The 14,716-nt window shown below is 69.0% G+C and carries 10 protein-coding genes, 1 tRNA gene and 2 pseudogenes; 3 read left to right on the top strand and 10 right to left on the bottom strand.

Annotated elements, in window-relative coordinates; genetic code table 11:
* Positions 1 to 497: response regulator (locus tag FV222_RS06145; protein WP_147813459.1), on the bottom strand; the 497-nt coding region annotated here is incomplete at its 3' end.
* Positions 490 to 3,900, bottom strand: a complete 3,411-nt coding sequence (locus tag FV222_RS06140; protein WP_147813457.1) for an ATP-binding protein — start codon at positions 3,898 to 3,900, stop codon at positions 490 to 492. The genes FV222_RS06145 and FV222_RS06140, both read right to left, overlap by 8 nt.
* Before the next feature lie 484 nt (positions 3,901 to 4,384).
* Between FV222_RS06140 and htpG the strand changes: the two genes are divergently transcribed.
* Both htpG and FV222_RS06130 read left to right on the top strand, forming a co-directional pair.
* Positions 4,385 to 6,229 carry a molecular chaperone HtpG gene (htpG, locus tag FV222_RS06135; protein ID WP_147763301.1) on the top strand — a complete coding sequence of 615 codons (1,845 nt, stop codon included), beginning with the start codon at positions 4,385 to 4,387 and terminating at the stop codon, positions 6,227 to 6,229.
* A 94-nt stretch (positions 6,230 to 6,323) separates the two neighbouring features.
* Positions 6,324 to 6,413, top strand: a tRNA-Ser gene (locus tag FV222_RS06130).
* A gap of 151 nt (positions 6,414 to 6,564) precedes the next feature.
* Here the strand turns inward: FV222_RS06130 and FV222_RS06125 are convergent.
* The 7 genes and pseudogenes from FV222_RS06125 to FV222_RS06095 all read right to left on the bottom strand — a co-directional run.
* Positions 6,565 to 7,401, bottom strand: a pseudogene (locus FV222_RS06125) (IS3 family transposase); the annotation flags it as partial.
* Positions 7,362 to 7,712: a transposase gene (locus FV222_RS06120; protein ID WP_147763303.1), complete on the bottom strand. Its 351-nt coding sequence runs from the start codon at positions 7,710 to 7,712 to the stop codon at positions 7,362 to 7,364. The pseudogene FV222_RS06125 and the gene FV222_RS06120, both read right to left, overlap by 40 nt.
* Positions 7,713 to 7,744: 32 nt before the next feature.
* Positions 7,745 to 8,884 (bottom strand): annotated as a pseudogene (locus tag FV222_RS06115) (IS630 family transposase).
* A 182-nt stretch (positions 8,885 to 9,066) separates the two neighbouring features.
* The gene (locus FV222_RS06110; protein ID WP_147763304.1) at positions 9,067 to 10,308 is read right to left on the bottom strand and encodes a cytochrome P450; all 1,242 of its coding nucleotides are present in this window, start codon (positions 10,306 to 10,308) and stop codon (positions 9,067 to 9,069) included.
* The gene (locus tag FV222_RS06105) at positions 10,301 to 11,641 is read right to left on the bottom strand and encodes an FAD/NAD(P)-binding oxidoreductase (RefSeq protein ID WP_147813461.1); all 1,341 of its coding nucleotides are present in this window, start codon (positions 11,639 to 11,641) and stop codon (positions 10,301 to 10,303) included. Before FV222_RS06105 ends, FV222_RS06110 begins: the two co-directional genes overlap by 8 nt.
* A 20-nt stretch (positions 11,642 to 11,661) precedes the next feature.
* Positions 11,662 to 11,868, bottom strand: a complete 207-nt coding sequence (locus tag FV222_RS06100; RefSeq protein WP_147752084.1) for a ferredoxin — start codon at positions 11,866 to 11,868, stop codon at positions 11,662 to 11,664.
* A 258-nt stretch (positions 11,869 to 12,126) separates the two neighbouring features.
* Complete coding sequence (locus FV222_RS06095; RefSeq protein WP_147763305.1) at positions 12,127 to 13,416, bottom strand: nucleotide disphospho-sugar-binding domain-containing protein; 1,290 nt, start codon at positions 13,414 to 13,416, stop codon at positions 12,127 to 12,129.
* A 116-nt stretch (positions 13,417 to 13,532) separates the two neighbouring features.
* On the opposite strand from FV222_RS06095, the gene FV222_RS06090 reads away from it, so the two are divergent.
* Entirely contained in the window at positions 13,533 to 13,967 is a 435-nt protein-coding gene (locus FV222_RS06090; protein ID WP_147763306.1) for a hypothetical protein, read from the top strand.
* Between the two features lie 173 nt (positions 13,968 to 14,140).
* Here FV222_RS06090 and FV222_RS06085 read toward each other — a convergent pair.
* The coding region (locus FV222_RS06085) for a type II secretion system F family protein (RefSeq protein ID WP_187277234.1) at positions 14,141 to 14,716 on the bottom strand (576 nt) is incomplete at its 5' end.

The following is a 14,716-nucleotide window of genomic DNA, read 5'->3' as shown; positions in this document are numbered from 1 at the left end:
CTGTTCGCCGTGGGCGCGGCCTGCGGCGTGCACCACGCCACGGCGCCGGCCGCGTCCACGGCGAACAGTGTGCGGCCCGCGGTATCGAGGGCCGCACGCGCGCTCTGCGCCGCCCGCGCGCTCGCCAGATGCACGCGGATGCGCGCCAGGATCTCGTCGGGGGCGATCGGCTTGGTGACGTAGTCGACGCCGCCGGCGCCGAGCCCCTTCACGATGTGCTCGGTCTCGGTCAGCCCGGTCATGAAGATCACCGGCACGTGCGCGACGTGCGGTTTCGCCTTGAGGCGGCGGCAGGTCTCGAACCCGTCCATGCCGGGCATCATCGCGTCGAGCAGGATCACGTCGGGGGTGATCTCGTCGACCAGCGCCAGGGCGAGGTCGCCCGCCACCGCGACGAGGACGGTCGCCCCGGAGCGCTCGATCGCCTCGGTAAGGAAGTTCAAGGTGTCGGGGGAATCGTCGACGACCAGGACGATGTCGCGCTGCGGCTCAGCCATCGACGGCGGCTCCCTCCGACGCGACCGCGCGATCCGCCATGCCCTCCGCCATCGCCTGCAGCACGCTCAGGTAGCGCCGCATATCGAAATCGGCCACGAGGCCGCGCATCCGCGCGACGAACGCATCCGGCACGCTCGCATCCTGCGCCATCTCGGCGAGCTTGGCCTCGATGCCGCGGATGTGCCCGATCCGCCCAAGGCGCAGCAGGTCGCCGACCTGCTGCGGCGACGGCCCCGAGGCTTCCGCGGAGGGCGTCGCCGCCGGCTCGGGCTCCGCCTCCGGGGCGCCCGCCCATTCGAGGCCGAGGAGCTGCGTGACCCGTTCGAGGAAGTCGCGCAGGTCGAAGGGCTTTGCGATGATCGCGTCGTGCGGGGCGTCGTCGCCGCGGATCGGGCTGATCTCGTGGACGTTGGCCGACATCATCGCGATCCGCCCGGCGAACCCCGCCTCCCGCAGGCGCTTGGCGACCGCCCAGCCGGACAGTCCCGGCATCGCGATGTCGAGGAGCAGCAGGTCCGGGCGTTCGGCCTCGGCTGCGGCGAGGCAGGCGGGACCGTCGATCGCCTCGACCACGACGAACCCCTCCGGCTCCAGGATCTCGCGCATCAGCGCGCGGTGCCCGGCATCGTCGTCGGCGACCAGCACCGTCCGCCGCGCGCCGGCATAGGCGCGGGATGGGATCGCCGGCGGGACCGGGATCGGCGCGGCGCGGGTGATCGCGGACAGCATCAGGCGGAAGCGGAAGGTCGTGCCGCGGCCAAGTTCGCTCGTCACCGAGATCTCGCCGCCCATCACCTGCGCCAGCAGGTTGGCGATGGTGAGCCCGAGCCCGGTCCCCGGCGTGCCGGCGGCGGCCGGGGTCGTCCCGCGCTCGAACGGCTCGAAGATCCGCTCCAGGTCGGACTCGGGGATGCCAGGCCCGGTGTCGCGGATCGTGAACACGGCCACCTGGCTGCGGTAGCTCAGGTCGAGGGCGACGTGGCCGGCCTGGGTGAACTTGATCGCGTTGGAGAGCAGGTTCAGCAGCACCTGCCGCAGGCGCTTCTCGTCGGTGGCGACCACCGCGGGCAGGATCTCGGGCCGGGTGAAGCGGAAGTCGAGGCCGGCGCTCTGCGCCTGCAGCCGCACCATGTCGACGATCTGGTCGAGCACCTCGGCGATGCGGATCTCGTCGCGATGGATCTGCAGGCGGCCCGCCTCCATCCGCGAGATGTCGAGGAGGCCGTCGATCAGGCCCGAGAGGTGCTGGGCGCTGCGCCGGATCACCCGGATGCCGTTCTGGCGCGCTGGCGGGATCGCCGCGTCGCCCTCCAACAGCTGGGCGTAGCCGAGCACGGCGCTCAAGGGCGTGCGCAGCTCGTGGCTGATGCCGACGACGTAGCGGCTCTTGGCGAGGTTGGCGGCCTCCGCCGTCTCCTTGGCGGTCTGGAGCTTGGCGTCGGTGACCTTGTGCGCCTCGATCTCGGCCTCGAGCAGGGCGGTCTGGCGCCGCGTTTCGGCCTGCGCGACGCGGCGGCTCTCGTGCGCTAGCACGAACAGCCACGCGACCACGCCGAGGATGACGACGAGGATGAAGAACACGCTGGTCAGCGCGGCGCGCAGCGCCACGCGGTGCTCGGGATGCTCCAGCGTCGCCCCGGCGTGGACGATGCCGAGGATCAGCCCGACCACGGCCACCAGCGTCAGCATCAGGGCGAGGTAGCGCCCGAGCGGCGCGCCGATCCAGGCGGCGGTGCGCGCCGGCACGATCCGGCCGAGCACGGCCTGCGCCTGCGCCTCCAGCTTGCCGTGCGGCTTGCACAGGTCGCCGCAGCGGGCGTCCAGGGAGCAGCACAGCGAGCAGATCGGCCCGTCATAGGCCGGGCAATGGGCCATGTCCTCGCCCTCGAACGGCAGCTCGCAGACCCGGCAGACGATCTCGGGCCGCCCCCAATCCGCCTTCGGCGTCCGCGCCAGGTAGTAGCGCCCGCCTGTCGCCCAGGCGATCAACGGCGCCGCCGCGAACGCGACGCCGAGCGTCAAGAGCGGCGCGAAGGGCTGCAGCGCGCGCCCGAGCAGCCCTGCATGGGCGAAGGTGCCGGCGAGCAGCGCCAGCGTCATCGCGCCGGTGCCCACCGGGTTGATCGCGTAGAGGTGTGCGCGCTTGAACTCGATGCCCGGCGGCGACAGGCCGAGCGGCTTGTTGATCGCGAGGTCCGAGGCCAGCGCCCCGACCCAGGCCGAGACCACGACCGCGTAGAGCGGCAGCGTGCTGGCGATGGTCTTGTCGATGCCGAGCTCCATCAGCAGCAGCGCGATGGCGACGTTGAAGACGAGCCAAACCACCCGCCCCGGATGGCTGTGCGTCAGGCGCGAGAAGAAGTTCGACCATGCGATCGAGCCGGCATAGGCGTTGGTGAGGTTGATCTTGAGCTGGGAGACCACGACGAACGCGGTCATCAAGAAAAGCGCCGCCTCCCGCGAGGGCGTGACGTAGCCGAAGGCGATCCAGTACATCCGGGTCGGCTCGGCGGCGTTCTCCGGCGCGACGCCGTGCTCCATCGCCAGCACCGCGAGGAACGCGCCGAGGAGGATCTTGAGCATGCCCGGCACGATCCAGCCGGCGCCGGCCGCCAGCACCGCCGCCCACCAGCGCCGGTCGCGCGGTCCCTCGGGCGCCGGCACGAACCGCAGGAAGTCGACCTGCTCGCCGACCTGCGCCAGGAGCGCCAGAAGCACGCCGGCGGCGAGCCCGAAGCGGGCCGCGTCGAATCCCGCACCCGATCCGGGGGCCAGGCCCGGAAAGGCGAAGAGCGCATCGAGCGGGGCGTCGCCCTTCCAGGCGATGCAGGCGAGCGGCAGCAGGTTGAGGCCGACCCAGAGCGGCTGCGTCCCGATCTGGAACCGGCTGATCAGGCGGATGCCGTAGGCCACGAGCGGGATCACAACCGCGGCGCAGGCCAGATACCCGATCCATAGTGGCAGGCCGAAGCATAGCTGCAGCGCCAGCGCCATGATCGCGGCTTCGATGGCGAAGAACAGGAACGTGAAGCTCGCGTAGATCAGCGAGGTCACGGTCGAGCCGAGATAGCCGAAGCCGGCCCCGCGGGTGAGCAGGTCCATGTCGAGGCCGTAGCGGGCCGCGTAGATCGTGATCGGCGCAGCGGTGGCGAAGATCAGCACGCCGACGACGAGGACGGCGGCCAGCGTGTTCGAGAACCCGGTGGCCAGCATCAGCGTACCGCCGATCGCCTCCAGCGCCAGGAACGAGAGCGAGCCGAGCGCCGTCTGCGCCACCTGGAACGCCGACCAGCGCCGCGCCTTCTTGGCGGTGAAGCGCAGGGCGTAGTCCTCCAGCGTCTCGTCGGCGACGAGGCGGTTGTAGGCCCGCCGGATCGGGATGATGTGCTGGCGCCCGCTCATGGGGTGGTGGTCGGTCCCGAAACGTCCCCGGACGGCATGGCCCGCGGCGCGTGCGCCATCGATAGGCCGGATCGGCGCGGGATTCGCAAGAATCGTGCGCCGGCCCTGTCGTGCAATCGCTCGAAAGCGCTTGCCCTGTTCGACTTCGGCCTCAGTCGCCGGCGCCCGCCTCCGCGGGCTCAGGCTTTCGCTCAGCTCGACGCCTTTCAGGACCGAGGTCCTGAAAAGCCCGCTGCGCGGGGCGCTCTTCGCGCCCTGAACCCGCTGAACGCGGCTTCGAGCGATCACCCTGGCCGGCTGTACAGGCCCTGCATGCGGCCAGCATTGAATTCGCGGGCCCGCGACGGCATATCGCCCCCGCATTCGCGGTGGCGCCCGGTCCGATCCGGCCGGGCGGCGCCGGATCGTGTCTTGACGCGCTTCCCGACGCCGCGCCGACATCCGCGTCGTCGGGCAGCGCTCCTTTGAAAGCGGAGCGACGACTGTGAGCGAGACGGTGGAACGGCACGAATTCGGTGCCGAAGTCGGGCGGCTGTTGGACCTCGTGGTCCACGCCCTCTACTCCGACCGCGAGATCTTCCTGCGGGAGCTGGTGGCCAACGCCGCCGACGCGATGGACCGCCGCCGGTTCGAGGCCCTGACCTCGGCGGCGAGCGCCCTGCCGGCCGACGCGAAGGTGCGGATCACCCCCGACAAGGCGGCCCGCACGCTCACCGTCTCGGATGCCGGCATCGGCATGAGCAAGGACGACCTGGCCTCGAACCTCGGCACGATCGCGCGCTCCGGCACGCGGGCGTTCTCGCAGACGCTGGCCGACGCCAAGCCCCAGGACGGCAAGGAAGACGAGAAGCCGAGCCTGATCGGCCAGTTCGGCGTCGGCTTCTACTCGGCCTTTATGGTGGCCGACCGCGTCACGGTCACCTCGCGGCGCGCGGGCACCGAGGAGGCCTGGACCTGGGCCTCGGAGGGGCAGGGCAGCTACACCCTCGAGCCGGCGACCCGCGAGGAGCCCGGCACCACGATCGTGATGCACCTGAAGGAGGATGCCGACGAGTACCTCGAGAGCTACCGCCTCGATCATCTGGTCCGCAAATGGGCCGACTTCATCACCGTGCCGATCGCCATCGTCGAGGACGGCAAGGAGGAATCGGCCAACCAGGGCACGGCGCTCTGGCGCAAGGCGAAATCCGAGATCACGCCTGAGCAGTACGATGAGTTCTACCGCTCGGTCGGCATAAACTTCGACAAGCCGTGGGCGACGCTGCATTGGCGCGCGGAAGGCGCGCTCGAGTTCTCGGCGTTGCTGTTCGTGCCCGGGATGAAGCCGTTCCAGGCGGTGGAGGGCGAGCGCGAGAGCAAGGTGCGCCTGCACGTCCGGCGCATGTTCATCACCGACGACGCCAAGCTGCTGCCCTCGTGGCTGCGCTTCGTGCAGGGCGTGGTCGACACCGAGGACCTGCCGCTCAACGTCTCGCGCGAGATGCTGCAGACGACGCCGGCGCTGGCCAAGATCCGCCGCGCGGTCACCGGCCGCGTGCTCTCCGAGCTGACGAGCCGGTCCAAGGACGCCGAGGGCTACCAGGCCTTCTGGGAGAACTTCGGGCCGGTGGTGAAGGAAGGTATCTACGAGGACCACGAGCGCCGCGCCGAGATCGCGCCGCTGCTGCGTTTCAAGTCCTCCGCGGTGGAAGGCTGGACCGGGCTCGCCGACTACGTCTCGCGGATGAAGGACGGCCAGGAGGCGATCTACTACCTCGTCGCCGACGACGCCGACGCGCTCGCCCGCTCGCCCCAGCTCGAAGGCTTCCGCGCCCGCGGCCTCGAGGTGCTGCTGCTCTCCGACCACGTCGACGCGTTCTGGCCCGAGCAGCTCGCGCGCTTCGAGGAGAAGCCGCTGCGCTCGGTGACCCAGGGCGCCCTCGACCTGTCGAAGTTCTCCGGCGACGCGGAGGCCGGCGAGGCCCCGGCCGGCGTCGACGACCTCGTCGCCAAGATCAAGGCGGCCTTGTCCGACGACGTCTCGGACGTGCGCGCCACCGACCGCCTCGTCGACAGCGCCGTGGTGCTGGCGGCCGGCGGCAACGGACCCGACCTGCAGATGCAGCGCCTGCTGCGCCGCGCCGGCCGCGCGGCCGGCGGCGGCAAGCCGATCCTGGAGATCAACCCGCGCCACCCGCTGATCCGCGCGCTGGCCGAGGGCCCGGAGGACGCGATCGCGCCGGCGGCCGGCACCCTCCTCGACCTCGCCCGCATCCAGGACGGCGACACCCCGCGCGACCCGGTCGCCTTCGCCCAGGTCGTCGCGGCGGCGCTGGCCGGGAAGGCCTGAGCCGACCGACGATCGCGATCGAAAAAGCGCGATCGCGCTTGTGATCCGGCGGTGCTTCATGCTAGGCACCGCCGGTCTCGACGAGGCACCTCGCGGAGAGGTGGCAGAGCGGTTGATTGTACCGCACTCGAAATGCGGCATGGGTGCAAGCCCATCGGGGGTTCGAATCCCCCCCTCTCCGCCAAGTTTTCCTATCGCATTGTAATTATTAGCTTTTTTACCCGATCGGGGTGATCTGCCGTCGTAGTGGTACATATGGGTGGTATGTGTTTCGGCGTTCAACTTTGACCCCGTGAGGCGGGGGATCTGGAGTGGGCCCCTGATGGTAGGCACGATCAGGCGGCGGTTTTGACTGTCGGCCGGGCGTGTTGCTGCTCGAACTGCACGGGGCTCAGGTACCCGAGCGCCGAGTGCAGCCGTTTGGTATTGTAGACCTCGTCGATGAAGCGCGGTAGCTCGGCTGCCACATCGGCGAAGGTCTCGAACGCCATCGGGTACACCCCCTCGACCTTGAGCGTCTTCATGAAGCTCTCGGCCTTGGCGTTGTCGTAGGGGTTGCCGCGCCGGCCCATCGAACCGATGATTCCGTGCTCGACCAACACCTTCCGATAGGCCTCGGCAGCGTATTGACTGCCGCGGTCCGTGTGGTGGGTCAGTCCCGGTGCCGGTCGACGCCGCTCGATCGCCGCGCGCAGAGCCGCGAGGGTCAGGCGGGCGTCGATCGACCGGCCAAGCGCGTAGCCGACCACGCGGCGCGACCAGGCATCTAGGATGATCGCGACGTAGACGAAGCCGCCCATCACCGCGACGTAGGTCAGATCCGCGACCCAAAGTTGGTCTGGCCTATTCGGAACGGTGTCCCGGGCCAGGTTCGGGAAGATCGGGCTCTCGTGGTCGCTGTCGGTGGTCGTGACGTAGCGGCGGCAAACACGCGGCTGCAGGTCATGCGCGCGCATGAGGCGGCGGACCTTCTTGTGATTCACCCGCCATCCTTGCTGGCGCAGGGCCGCTTGGACGCGGCGCCAGTCGTAGGCTTCAAACGCATCACAGATCGCCGCCATGGCCTCGACAAGGGCGGTGTCGTCGGCAGCCCGCGTCGGAGCGTCGTAGTAGGTGGAGCGCGCCAGACCCATCAGCCGGCATCCCGCAGCGACGGAGAGGCTGCCGGGCCGGTGATCACGGACATAGGCCCGCTTCTCGGCGGTGGTCCCTGGCGCAGAGCCCCTTTTAAAAACTCGAGCTCAAGCGCCTGCCGGCCGACGAGCCGTTCGAGCGCGGCGATGCGTGCCTCGTAGGCTTGGATCGTGTCGGCGGCGGCCGCGTCATCGTCGAACGCGCCGGTCTCGTACTTCTGCACCCAGACCCGCACGAGGTTGCGCGAGAGGTCGTGGCGCTTGGCCAGGCCGTGCAGCGTCTCGCCGGACAGATACTCCTGCGCGACCTGACGCTTGAACGCGACGCTGTGGGAACGGTGTCGTGCCATGGTCTTCATCCTTCGAAGACCCGGCCATCCGGTCAATCAGCCCTGCCCAATCTGTCCACCATCAGGGGCCCACTCCAGAACCCATGGGCCCATTGGCGCAGTCCGATGGGCATGATGCGCCAGGGTTGGGCGATGAGCTTTTTGCCAGGCGTCACAGCCATGATCGATGATGTCGTCGTAGGATGGGAAGACCCGGTTTCCGAGCCAGTTGTCGCGAAGGAACTGCCAGAGGTTCTCGACCGGGTTGAGTTCGGGTGAGCGCGCCGGCAGGGGCAGGAAGGTGATGTTGTCGGGAACCGGCAGCTTCCTGGTGGTGTGCCAGCCGGCCTGGTCGAGCAGGAGCACGGCGTGGGCGCCAGGAGCGATGGTCGTTGCGATTTCTTCGAGGTGATGAGCCATGGCTGACGTGGTGCAGCGGGGCATGACCAAGCCTGCGCCGACGCCCCGGGCCGGGCAGATCGCCCCGAAGATGTAGGCCGAGGCCGTGCGCTGGTCCTTGGGGGCCGAGGGTCGCGTTCCGCGCTCGGCCCAGCGCCGGGTCAGGGTGTTCTTCTGGCCGACACGAGCCTCGTCGCAGAACCAGACCTCTATCGGCTTGCCGCCGACGGCCTGCGCGATGTCCGCCAGACGGTCGGGGAAGTCTTTTTAAAAACGGCCGCGGCGTCCGGATCCTGGGCGTGATGGCGCGGGCGGGCCGAGAGCTTGGCGAAGCCCATGGCTCGCAAGACCCGGCTCAAGGTCTGCTCGGAGACCGACACGCCGTGATCCTCGCACAGGATCTGGGCCAGATCGCACAACCGCCAGCGCACCACACCGTGTGCGGCTGGCGTCGGTCCCTGGTCGACCAGCGCCTTGAGGACATCGCGCTGATCGGCGTTCAGGCGCGGCCGAGCCCCGGGGGCCTTGCCGTCGACCAGCCCGTCCGGTCCATCGGCGTTGAAGGCCACGACCCGGTCGCGCACCGTTTGCAACCCGACCCCGCCGATCTCGGCCGCCTCCAAGCGCAGACCACCCGCGGCGATCACCGACAGCGCCAACAGGCGGCGGGTCTGCGCCGGATCACGCGAACCCTGGGCCAGACCGCGCAAGGCCTCGGCATCATAATCCGATCGCAGTGGCACCGGAGCAGCCATCACATCCTCCTCAGGCTCCAAACCTGAAAAGAGAATCACGACCTGGATCGCGATGCTACCTCACGTGAATCACGTTCAACGGGGCTTGGTATAAGGCCACTTTTAGTCAATCTCGGCCAAAAATCGAGTTTCTGAACGAAGTCGAGCCGCCGCCGGTATCCGGGAAGTCTGCCTTCAAAGAAGACCGCATTTCAGGCGGTGCCCCCACACCGCAAAGCCCTTCAAACGACGCCGCCAATCCCGATGCCAAGCTGTTCGGGACCGCGTAGCGAAGCACCGCTCCTATAGGGCGGCGGATCCGACAAAAGCCGGGGTGCCACGAGGCGGCGGCTGAGGGCCACGAGGGCGATTTCGGTTTCGATCCGCGCGAGCGGCGCCCCCATGCAGTAGTGAAGTCCGCCGCCGAAGCCAAAATGCTGGACGTCGTCACGGTCGGGATCGAAGCGGTCGGGGTCGGCGAAGCGGGCGGGGTCGCGGTTCGCGGCGGCAAACAGCAGGATGACGGGGGCACCCTTCGGAATGGTGTGTCCGGCGATCTCGATGGTGCCCAGCGCCTTGCGGGTTCGGAAGTGCACCGGCGGTTCGTAGCGGAGCAGTTCCTCGATGACCCGCGGGGCCCGCTCGGGGTCGGCCCGGAGCTTGTCCCATTCGTGGGGATGGCGCAGCAGCGTGAGCATGCCGTTGGTGATCAGGTTCACCGTCGTCTCGTGGCCCGCCACGAGCAGCAGGATCGCCGTCGAGATCAGATCGAAATCGCCCATGGCCGGCTTGCCATTGGGAGACGGTGCAGCCAGCGCGCTGAGCAGGTCCGGCGTGGGCCGCCGGCGCTTCTCGCGGATCAGCGCACGCATGTAGCCGGAGATGGCGTCGAAGGCGGCGGCCGTCCGGTGCCGGCTGGCCTCGTCGTGGCGGGTATCGGGCTCCAGCGCGGTGGCGAGTTGCGAAGCCCAGGACTGGAACTGCGGCTCGTCCTTCTCCGGCACTCCGAGCATGTCGCAGATCACGGCGACCGGCAGCGGGTAGGAGAAATCCTCCACGAGGCAGATCTCGTCGCGTCCCCGGCAATCCTCGATCAGCGCGTCGACGTCGCGCTCGACCCGCTGCCTCAGGGCCTGCACCCGCGTCACGGAGAATTCCCGCATGACGACGCCGCGCAGGGTGTCGTGATCGGGTGGATCGCGGAAGATCAGCGGGCGATGCGCGGTGACGATGCGATCCTTGATCGGGTTGAGCAGCCAGTCCTTGATCGGGTTTCCGGTCCGCGGCCGGCGCGAGGGCGGCAGATCCTCGGAACTGAGCCGCGGATCGAAGATCAGGCTGCGGATCGCCGCATGGGTGCTCACCACGACGCTGCCGTCGCTCTGGCGCGAGACAGGCTTCTCCCGCAGCCGCGCGTAGATCGGATAGGGATCGGCTCGGTTGGCCGGGTCCAGCACCTCGGCAAACAGCGTGTCCTCAGGCATGACGAGCCTCGTCGGAACGGGAGACATGTGAGCCGGAGACTTGTGACCCGGAGACATGTGAGCCGGAGGCTTGGCGCGGCGGCGGGAAGCCGGGGAGCCCGGAGACGATGCGATCCTGATCGCTCGCATCGCGGATCGGCGGGAAGGCGCCGCCGATCCGGATCGCCTCCGCATACGCGGGGAGCCACCGGGCCTGATCGAACGACACGGCACTGATGCTGCGCCCCTCGCGGCCGTAGACGGCGAGGAAGCGTCGCGAGGCGCGCGAGCCGTGAACGATCGCGACCGTATCCGCTCCCTCGCTGAGGCCGACGGCCTTGATGTTGATCCCGAATTGGCTCGACCAGAACGCCGGGAGATGGTCGTAGGGGCGTTGGTCGTCGGCCGTCGCCAGCATGTTGCGCGCCGCATGGCCGCCTTGCGCGACGGCGTTGCCCCAGTGCTCCACCGAGATCAGCCGATCCCCATAGAGGGAGATCGGCCATCGCGCCACGTCTCCGGCCGCGTAGATGTCCGGGCACGGCGCGCCATCGGCGTCCAGGGTTCGGCACGCAGCATCGCAGGTCAGGCCGCTGGCATCGGCCATCAGGCCGGCCGCCTTCAGCCACCCCGTCTCCCGGACGGCGCCGAGCGCGACGATGACCAGGTCGGCCTCGACGACATGCTCGTCCGAAAGATGGGCGCGAACCACCCGGCCGGTCGCGTCGCCCTCGAAGCGCAGCACCTGTGCGTTCGGACGATACGTGACGCCGGCATCCTTGAGACAGTCCGCGATCACGCCGCCGACCCACGTACCGAGGGAGCGGGCGAGCGGGGTCAGGTTTGGATCGATCAGGGTGACCGGCAATCCCAGGCTGCGGCAGCAGGAGGCCGCCTCGCAACCGATCAGGCCGGCGCCGACGATGAGGATGCAAGACGGACCCGCGACCAGGGCTGCACGCAGGCGCGCGGCGTCGTCACGGCCGCGCAGGGTGAAGATGTTGCCGAGCGTGCCGCCGGACTCCACCGGCCAGGGGCGGGCCCGCGCGCCGGTCGTGACGAGCAGCTTGTCGTAGGCAAGCACCGCCCCGTCCGCGAGGCCGATCGTGTGCGCGCGACGATCGAGGTCGATCACGGCCTGACCCAGCATCCAGCGCGCGTCGAGGTCTGCGCGTTGCGGAAGCTCGGTCGCGTCCGCGGCCAGTTCGCCGGAGAGGACGTGTTTCGACAGAGGCGGCCGGTCGTAGGGGCGGTGCGGTTCGTCGCCGACGATCGTGATGCGGCCTCGATAACCGTTGAGGCGCAAGGCTTCCGCGCCGTGGAGGCCGGCGAGCGACGCGCCCACGACGATCATGCCGGGCGTGTCGACGCCGCTCACTGGGTCACTCCAGGCTCGGCCTGCATGCGTATGGCGCGGACGGGGCAGGCATGGACGGCGCGTTCGATCTCGCCCCGACGGGCGCGGGGGGGCGCCGGATCGTAGAACAGGATCTCATGGCCCCGCACGTCGAAGACTCCCGGCGCCGCAAAGCAGCATTGCGCATAGCCCTGACAACGGTTCAGGTCGACCACGACGCGCAAGGGGACTTCCGCATCATCGATGGTCTGAGGAACGAGCGTCATCGGGTTGGGTCGCTGATCGTCAAATGCCAAGGAAAGGGCCGTCCTGATCGTCGGCCTGCGGAATCAGTTTAGCAGCGGATCCCATGGGCAGGCCGGTCGTCACAGCCAGGACGAGCGTGGCGGCAAATGCAGTCAGCCCAGGTCTCCGTAGCATAGCGTAGGCGGACCGATTTGCACCCGATTCACGTCTGGCGCTGCGGCAGATCGGCGTTGTCGTCATGCTGCGATCCCCCTGACGGCGCGCCCGCCGCGAACGACATCGTCGATCCCCGAAAGAACGGCCTGTCTCGAATCGAGGCGGGCGAAGTCCTGAGCCACGGCCTCGGCACGCATGCGGAAACGCCGTTGCGCGAGAACCGTGCCGATCGCGTCGCGAAGCGCGTCGACGGTCGGAGCGTTGGCGGCCAGGTTGAGGCCGGCGCCCGACCACTCGATGCGCGCGCCGATCTCCGCCTTGTCCTCGGTCAGCCCGGACGAGACGATCGGCACGCCGGCTGCGAGGGCCTGCGAGACGCTGCCGTAACCGCCATTCGTCACGAGGACGGCGACGTCGGACAGCATCGCGTCGAACGGAAGAAAGGGGGCGATGCGGGCGTTGCTCGGGATCGGCCCGCGAAGGGCCTCGACCGGGCGCCCTCCCGTGGTCGCGACGACGAGGAGGTCGTCGCGGTCCGCCAGCGCCGCCAAGGTCGGCTCGATCAGTTCGCCGAAATCGGCGTTGGCGAGGGTGCCTTGCGTGACCAGAACCACGGGCTTGCCGAGGTCGCGGGTCGCCCACCAATCCGGAAGCGGCACGTCGGCGTTCGTCACCGGCAGCAGGCCGGTGAAACGCAGGTTGGGCGGCAGCGTCCCGAAATCGTACTCGAAGCCCGGCACGGTCTGCTGGAGGAACAGGTCCGGCAGCGTGGCGATGGAATGAGGCAGCGCGGCCGGCAGAGCCGGTACGCCGAGGCGCGCGAGTTGATCGTTCGCGTAGACGCGCACGGGATCGGCGAAGGCTGCGTCCATGCCGGCCTTGAGGACCGCGTAACGGGCCTGCTCGGCGCAATCCTTCGCCGGCGGCAGGCCGAGGCCGACGGGCGCCTCGTCGGGCCTGTCGAGGAACAGGAAACTCACGTTCAGGACGACGATCGGCGGGCGCGGCTTGGAATCGAGCAACAGGGGCAGCACGCCGAGGAACATGCTTCCCGCGACGACGACATCGGGCTGCTCGTCGTCGATCAGCCGACGCAGGGCGTCCGTCTGGTGCGGGATGGGATCGATGAAGCGTCGCGCGAATTCCAGCCGATAACGCTCCGGGCCCGCCGGCAGATCGATCGCGCGATATTCGGCGGCATGGTCGTCGTCGATGGGCGAAAACCGTAGGCCCGCGGCCTCGACTTTTTTCCGGAATCGTTCGGCCGTCGTCATGACGACCACGTCCCCGCGTGCGGCCAGAAGTCGGCCGACCGCGAGCAGCGGATTGACGTGCCCGGTCAAGGCCGTGGCTGCGATCAGCACCTTCATGGCGGTGCGTCCCTTAAAAATTCGATTGCGATGCAGTGACTACGCTGCACTGCACCCAACGGTTACGTGCCCTAACCGCGACCAAGTGTGCCAGCACACGCGGCTCCGTGGTTGCGATGGCGCGGGCGATCGTCGACGACACCGATTCCACGCAGGCCCGGTTCGTGATCGATCGGTCCCAGCAGGCGGCGGGCCTCACGGATGCTGGGGCCGCGGCCTCGAATGCCTTTGGCGAGTTCGTGGAGGAACTCCAGCGCGAGATCAGCGCGGCAGGGGCGGCGAGCAACGCGCTCGGCAATCTGTCGCGGACATGGATGCCTCACGCTTCGGCACCGCAATTGCGGGCCTGCGATGATCGAGGCTTCCGTCCGGCAGGTGCAGCGACGTCCACCGGAACCAACGACAAAATAAGGGCCCTTGAATCCTACCGGTTCTACTCCGCCACTCCCTCGCCCGAGAGCCGCGATAGGCAGCCGAGGATGGTCGAACCTAACATACTCGGCGTCATCGCTCCCGCTTCACCGCAACGAGTCAATACCAGTCATGAATAGGGGGTCAGCCTTGGATCTACGTCGTACAAAGAGGATGACGTCTGGAACGATTAATGGACTGCGAGGCCGACGCGCCGGGTGCCTCAGCCAGCCGCCGTACAATCTCAACGGCAAACCGAGGATCTCTTAACTCGACGCCACGACCAGCCGACCCCGTCACCGGCATCAACCACTCACTGAGCCAGTTGCCCCACGCTCAGGATCGCGCCCATCACCGAGACGATGAGGCCGCCGATCAGGCCGCCGATGGCGATCGTGACCAGCGGCGTGATCAGGGCGAGGAGGCGGTCGATGCGCTGGCGGGTCTGGGTCTCGTGCATCTCGGCGGCGTGGATCAGGACGCTGCCGAGGCGGTTCACCTGCTCGCCGCTGGCGATGAGGTTGAGCGTGGACGGCGCGTAGGCTTTCAGGCTGGAGAGGCCGGAGGCGAGGGTGCCGCCCTCGGTGAGGCGGCGGCCTGCCTCGTCCAGCGCCTGCCGGAAGATCCGGTTGTTTGCGAGCGGGCGCGTCGCCGCCACCGCATCCGGGATCGGGACCTCCGCCTGCAGCAGCGTCCCGAGGACACGGCAGATCCGGCCGAGCTCGACCCCGACCACGATGCTGCGCAGCAACGGCAGCCGCAGGGCGAGCCGGCTGCGGCCTGCGGCGAAACCGGGCTTGCGCCAGGTTTGCGCGAGGCCGAGGGCGAGCGCGGCGGTGCCGGCGAGGAGGAACGGCCAGCCGGCCGAGAGGCCGGCTGGCCGTTCCTC

It is taken from the genome of Methylobacterium sp. WL103 (assembly GCF_008039885.1).
GTDB lineage: Bacteria > Pseudomonadota > Alphaproteobacteria > Rhizobiales > Beijerinckiaceae > Methylobacterium > Methylobacterium cerastii.
The sequence above is the reverse complement of the archived record's forward strand: the minus strand, read 5'-3'. Positions and strand labels throughout refer to the sequence as shown.

Coding starts and splice junctions, on each gene's coding strand:
- FV222_RS06140 (WP_147813457.1), bottom strand. CDS start 3,900: ATGAGCGGGCGCCAGCACATCATCCCGATCCGGCGGGCCTACAACCGC.
- FV222_RS06120 (WP_147763303.1), bottom strand. CDS start 7,712: ATGGCACGACACCGTTCCCACAGCGTCGCGTTCAAGCGTCAGGTCGCG.
- FV222_RS06110 (WP_147763304.1), bottom strand. CDS start 10,308: ATGCCTGAGGACACGCTGTTTGCCGAGGTGCTGGACCCGGCCAACCGA.
- FV222_RS06105 (WP_147813461.1), bottom strand. CDS start 11,641: ATGATCGTCGTGGGCGCGTCGCTCGCCGGCCTCCACGGCGCGGAAGCC.
- FV222_RS06095 (WP_147763305.1), bottom strand. CDS start 13,416: ATGAAGGTGCTGATCGCAGCCACGGCCTTGACCGGGCACGTCAATCCG.
- FV222_RS06090 (WP_147763306.1), top strand. CDS start 13,533: ATGGCGCGGGCGATCGTCGACGACACCGATTCCACGCAGGCCCGGTTC.